The 5,159-nt window shown below is 72.8% G+C and carries 6 protein-coding genes and 1 pseudogene; 4 read left to right on the top strand and 3 right to left on the bottom strand.

What is annotated here, in order from left to right; translation table 11 throughout:
- Window positions 1–330, bottom strand: a pseudogene (locus ABZ371_RS28715) (hydrolase); the annotation flags it as partial.
- A 27-nt stretch (window positions 331–357) separates the two neighbouring features.
- Complete coding sequence (locus ABZ371_RS28710) at window positions 358–1,173, bottom strand: SOS response-associated peptidase (protein WP_358684936.1); 816 nt, start codon at window positions 1,171–1,173, stop codon at window positions 358–360.
- Window positions 1,174–1,247: 74 nt separating this feature from the next.
- Between ABZ371_RS28710 and ABZ371_RS28705 the strand changes: the two genes are divergently transcribed.
- The 4 genes from ABZ371_RS28705 to ABZ371_RS28690 all read left to right on the top strand — a co-directional run bounded on the left by ABZ371_RS28705 (window position 1,248) and on the right by ABZ371_RS28690 (window position 4,956).
- The gene (locus ABZ371_RS28705; RefSeq protein ID WP_358684934.1) at window positions 1,248–1,961 is read left to right on the top strand and encodes a M50 family metallopeptidase; all 714 of its coding nucleotides are present in this window, start codon (window positions 1,248–1,250) and stop codon (window positions 1,959–1,961) included.
- 103 nt (window positions 1,962–2,064) lie between these two features.
- On the top strand, window positions 2,065–3,444 hold the full coding sequence (gene aroA / locus ABZ371_RS28700) for a 3-phosphoshikimate 1-carboxyvinyltransferase (protein ID WP_358684932.1): 1,380 nt from the start codon (window positions 2,065–2,067) through the stop codon (window positions 3,442–3,444).
- Between the two features lie 4 nt (window positions 3,445–3,448).
- Entirely contained in the window at window positions 3,449–4,465 is a 1,017-nt protein-coding gene (gene rsgA / locus ABZ371_RS28695; protein ID WP_358684930.1) for a ribosome small subunit-dependent GTPase A, read from the top strand.
- A gap of 167 nt (window positions 4,466–4,632) precedes the next feature.
- Complete coding sequence (locus tag ABZ371_RS28690; protein ID WP_358684928.1) at window positions 4,633–4,956, top strand: multidrug efflux SMR transporter; 324 nt, start codon at window positions 4,633–4,635, stop codon at window positions 4,954–4,956.
- Here the strand turns inward: ABZ371_RS28690 and ABZ371_RS28685 are convergent.
- Window positions 4,932–5,159, bottom strand: a 228-nt coding sequence (locus ABZ371_RS28685; protein ID WP_358684926.1) for a hypothetical protein, incomplete at its 5' end; no start/stop codon positions are given. The genes ABZ371_RS28690 and ABZ371_RS28685 overlap by 25 nt on opposite strands.

The following is a 5,159-nucleotide window of genomic DNA, read 5'->3' as shown; positions in this document are numbered from 1 at the left end:
CCCCGCACTGCGGCCACCGGCGACGACGGGCAGTCCCGGCCCGGTCAGCGCGGGCCACAGGCCGCGCCAGCCGGCGTCCAGGGTCCGCGGTGCGGGCGCCACCTTCTTCCCCGCCACCCGCCAGGGCTGCTCCACCAGGGCGACGGTCACCCCGCGGGCGGGCAGCACGGCCGCCAGCGCCTGGAGGTCGCGGGCCTCGACGCCGCCACCGGCGCCATGGCCCAGGGCGAGTACCAGCCGGGCGTCCTCACCGGGGAGCCAGGTGATCCTGGCGGTCCCGGCCTCCGTCTCGACGGTCCGGCTCTTCTGCGTCGTCCCTGTGCGGCTCACGCCGTTCATCCTGCCGGATCCCGCGGGTCAGAACAGCGTGCTGAGCTCCGGCGCGGCCAGCTCGTCGAGCAGCTCCGGGCCGTTGTTGCGGACGTTGCTGACGGCGGTGGCCACCGGGTAGGCCCGCATCAGCCCGCCGGGCGGCGGCTCCAGGAGCGCCCTCAGCTCCCCGGTGCCGGTGCGCGACGGGTCCAGCCAGGCGTCCCAGCGGTCGGGGGTGAGCATGAGGGGCATCCGGGGGTGGATGTCGGCGAGTGCGGACGGCCCTTCGGCGGGTGCCACGGCGAGCGGGGACGTCTCCGCCTCGGTGGTGAGCACGGAGCAGGTCACCCACCAGGCCTGCGGATGGTCGTCGGGCAGGGTCCGGTCGCGCCAGAACTCGTAGAGACCCGCCATGGCGAAGACGGAGCCGTCGGCGGGGGTGACGAAGTAGGGCTGCTTGCGGGGCCGCTTCCGCTTCCCCTTCTCCTCCAGCTGCCGCTCGTCGGCGCCGGTCACCCACTCGTAGTAGCCGTCGGCGGGCAGGATGCAGCGCCTCGACCCGAAGGCCCGCCGGAAGGACGGCTTCTCGTGGACCGTCTCCGTTCGGGCGTTGATCATGCGGGCGGCCCCTTCGGGCGACTTCGACCAGGACGGCACGAGTCCCCACTTCAGCGCGCGCAGCTGGCGAACCGGACGCGGGTCGTCCGCGTCCTTCACAGGACGCTCCAGAACCGCGTACACCTCTTTGGTCGGTGCCACGTTCCAATCGGGCTCCAGGGTCTCGGTGGGTTCCCACTTCTCGACGCCGAAGAGCCCCGTCAGATCCTCCGGCCGCCGACTCGCCGCATACCTTCCGCACATGAGTGCCAGACTGCCACGACTCGCACGCCGAGCGGAGGCCACCGCCGCAACTACCTCGAGGAGCCGCCCGCACCATGGACAGCACCGCACTGGGCGATCTGTGGGATCGCGTCTTCGGCACCCAGCCCGCGCCCGCGCAGTGGCTGGTGGTCGTCACGGCCACCGCGGCACTCCTCGCCGTCGCGCCGAACCTCGTATGGCGGCTCTCCCGCAACGCGATCACCATCGCCCACGAGGGTGGCCACGGGCTGGTCGCCCTGCTCACCGGCCGGCAGCTCTCCGGCATCCGGCTGCACTCGGACACCAGCGGCCTCACCGTCAGCCGCGGCAGGCCGACCGGCATCGGCATGGTCCTCACCGCGGCGGCCGGCTACACGGCGCCCCCGCTGCTCGGCCTGGGCTGCGCCTGGCTCCTGGCCGCCGGCCGGATCACGCTGCTGCTGTGGGTGTCGACCGCGCTGCTCGCCGTGATGCTGGTGATGATCCGCAACCTCTACGGCGCCCTGACGGTCATCCTCACGGGAACGACGTTCCTGCTGGTCTCGTGGCTGACCTCGCCCGAGGTCCAGTCGGCGTTCGCGTACACGGTGGTCTGGTTCCTGCTCCTGGGCGGCGTGCGCCCCGCCTTCGAGCTGCAGTCCAAACGCCGCCACGGTGGTGCGCCCGACTCCGACGCCGACCAGCTGGCCCGGCTGACGCACGCGCCGGCGGCCGTCTGGCTGTTCCTCTTCCACGCGGTGTCGCTCTGCTCGCTGATCGGCGGTGGGCGCTGGCTGCTGGGACTGTGAGGCGTGCTCCGGGCCGAGCCCCTCTATCACCCTCTTATTACGTCCCGGTTTCGTCCTAAATGCTCAGGATCTGGGTTTGCGCAGAGCCACTAAAGTGAGGGGCATGACCGAAAGCGCCGTGCACCCCGCCCTCTGGCCCGCCCCCCGTGCGACAGGGGCCGTCGACGCGACCGTCACCGTGCCCGGATCCAAATCCGTCACCAACCGGGCGCTCGTCCTCGCCTCGCTGTCCTCCGAGCCGGGCTGGCTGCGCCGCCCGCTGCGCTCCCGGGACACCCTGCTGATGGCCCAGGCGCTCCGCGCGATGGGCGTCGGCATCGAGGAGGGCGTGGGCCCGGACGGCTCCGGAGAGGCATGGCGCGTGATCCCGGCCGGCCTGCACGGCCCGGCCTCGGTCGACGTCGGCAACGCGGGCACGGTCATGCGCTTCCTGCCCCCCGTGGCCTGTCTGGCGGACGGGCCGGTCCGCTTCGACGGGGACCCCCGCTCCTACGAGCGTCCGCTGCACGGTGTCATCGGCGCGCTGAAGGCCCTGGGCGCCCGGATCGACGACGACGGGCGCGGGGCGCTGCCCCTGACCGTGCACGGCGCCGGAGCGCTGGACGGCGGCCCGGTGGCGATCGACGCCTCCTCGTCCTCCCAGTTCGTCTCCGCGCTGCTGCTGTCCGGGCCCCGCTTCAACCAGGGGGTGGAGGTCCGGCACACCGGCTCCGCCCTTCCCTCCATGCCCCACATCCGGATGACGGTCGACATGCTGCGCGCGGTCGGCGCCCAGGTCGACGAGCCTGAGACCGGCGGAGAGCCCGACGTCTGGCGCGTGTCGCCGTCCGCGCTGCTCGGCCGCGACCTGACCGTGGAGCCGGACCTCTCGAACGCCCAGCCCTTCCTGGCGGCCGCACTCGTCACCGGCGGCCGCGTCACCGTCCCCGACTGGCCGCTGCGCACCACCCAGCCGGGTGACGCGCTGCGCGAGATCTTCACCGCAATGGGTGGCAGCTGCGAGCTCACCGAACGGGGCCTGACCTTCACCGGATCGGGCCGTGTCCACGGCATCGACGTCGACCTGAGCGAGGTCGGTGAGCTGACCCCGGGCATCGCGGCGCTCGCGGCCCTGGCCGACTCCCCCTCCACCCTGCGCGGTGTCGCCCATCTGCGGCTGCACGAGACGGACCGCCTGGCGGCCCTCACCAAGGAGATCAACGGCCTCGGCGGGGACGTCGTGGAGAGCGCCGACGGACTGCGCATCCGTCCGCGCCCGCTGCACGGCGGCACCTTCCACACGTACGACGACCACCGCATGGCGACGGCCGGCGCGATCATCGGGCTCGCGGTGGCCGGGGTGGAGATCGAGAACGTCGGGACGACGGCGAAGACACTGCCGGACTTCCCGGAGATGTGGTCCGGCATGCTCGGGGCCTCCCCCGGGGCGGTCGGCGTCTCGCCCGGGGCCCTCGGCACGTCCCCCACCGGGCGTGGTGTCTGAGCGCATGCGCCGTTACGGGAAGAACCCCGACGAGGACGACATCCGCGTCCGCCCCAACCCCAAGGGCAACCGGCCCCGTACCCACACCCGTCCCAAGCACGAGGACGCCCAGGAAGGGATGGTGCTCACCGTCGACCGGGGCCGGCTCACCTGCCTGGTCGAGGACCGCACGGTGACGGCGATGAAGGCCCGGGAGCTGGGCCGCAAGGCGGCGGTGGTGGGCGACCGGGTCTCCATCGTGGGCGACCTCTCCGGCGACAAGGACACCCTGGCGCGCATCGTCCGGATCGCCTCGCGCACGTCGGTGCTGCGTCGCACGGCGGACGACGACGACCCGTACGAGCGCGTGGTCGTGGCCAACGCCGACCAGCTGGCCATCGTCACCGCGCTGGCCGACCCGGAACCGCGCCCCCGCATGATCGACCGCTGCCTGGTGGCGGCGTACGACGGCGGCCTCTCCCCGCTCCTGGTCCTGACCAAGTCCGACCTGGCCTCCGCGGACAAGCTGCTGGAGGCCTACACCCCGCTGGGCGTCCCCTACGTCGTCACCAGCCGCGAGGAGCTGGAGAACGGCGACGCGGCGGACCAGGTGCGCGAACTGCTCAACGACCGGATGACCGCCTTCGTGGGCCACTCCGGAGTCGGCAAGACGACCTTGGTCAACGCCCTCGTACCCAAGGACAGGCGCCGGACGACCGGTGTGGTCAACGCCGTGACGGGACGCGGCAGGCACACCACCACGTCGGCGCTCGCCCTGCCGCTGCCCGACGGCCGCGGCTGGGTGATCGACACCCCGGGCGTACGGTCGTTCGGGCTGCACCACGTCGACCCCTCCCGGGTCATCAACGCCTTCCCCGACCTCCAGCCCGGCACGGAGAACTGTCCGCGCGGCTGCACCCATGACGGTCAGGAGCCCGAGTGCGCGCTCGACGCCTGGGTGGCCCAGGGCCATGCCGATCCGGCGCGGCTCGACTCGCTGCGGCGGTTGTTCGCGACGCGGGAGCGGCGCGAGGGCGACTGACGGCGGCCGACGGCCGACGGCCGACGGCCCGCCGGCAGGGCCGGCGGGTGGAGGCACCTCACGACAGGACCGCCCGACTCGCGCACGTCTGCGAGCCGCTACGGCCGGTAAGGGCATAATCGCGTCGAGCGGGAAGAAGCCGTCACCTGAGTGGGAGGCACCTGACGATGGCGTGGTTGCTGGTCGTGGTCGCCGGACTGCTCGAGACCGGCTTCGCCGTGTGCCTGAAGCTCTCCCACGGATTCACCCGGCTCTGGCCGACCATCGCGTTCTGCGCGTTCGCCCTCGGCAGCTTCGGTCTGCTCACCCTGTCCCTGAGGAAGCTCGACGTCGGCCCGGCGTACGCGGTGTGGACGGGCATCGGGGCGGCCGGTACGGCGATCTACGGAATGGTCTTCCTCGACGACGTGGTCTCCACGCTCAAACTGGTGTCGATCTCGCTGGTGATCATCGGAGTGATCGGTCTTCAGCTGTCCGGCTCCTCGCACTGACCCCAGGGTCCGTGCCCGGGCGCCCCTGAGTGACAGGGGCGCCGCGCGGGGAACTCGCGCACCAGCGGGGCCGCGCCGGCCTCGCCCGGTACCCGGACGCCCCCGGACGGCACCACCCCGTAGGAGAGGGCCGGCCGGAGCACGATCTCGCAGGTCAGCCGCAGCTCGGCGGTGTCGCGGCAGGGGTCGCCCCGCGCCGTCGC

Source organism: Streptomyces sp. NPDC005899, assembly GCF_040629645.1.
In the GTDB taxonomy this organism is placed as follows: Bacteria; Actinomycetota; Actinomycetes; order Streptomycetales; family Streptomycetaceae; genus Streptomyces.
This window is presented reverse-complemented; position numbering and strand designations above follow the sequence as displayed.

Excerpts from the sequence above, each read along its gene's own strand:
- ABZ371_RS28710 (WP_358684936.1), bottom strand. The coding sequence starts at position 1,173 with ATGTGCGGAAGGTATGCGGCGAGTCGGCGGCCGGAGGATCTGACGGGG.
- rsgA (WP_358684930.1), top strand. The coding sequence starts at position 3,449 with ATGCGCCGTTACGGGAAGAACCCCGACGAGGACGACATCCGCGTCCGC.
- aroA (WP_358684932.1), top strand. The coding sequence starts at position 2,065 with ATGACCGAAAGCGCCGTGCACCCCGCCCTCTGGCCCGCCCCCCGTGCG.
- ABZ371_RS28705 (WP_358684934.1), top strand. The coding sequence starts at position 1,248 with ATGGACAGCACCGCACTGGGCGATCTGTGGGATCGCGTCTTCGGCACC.
- ABZ371_RS28690 (WP_358684928.1), top strand. The coding sequence starts at position 4,633 with ATGGCGTGGTTGCTGGTCGTGGTCGCCGGACTGCTCGAGACCGGCTTC.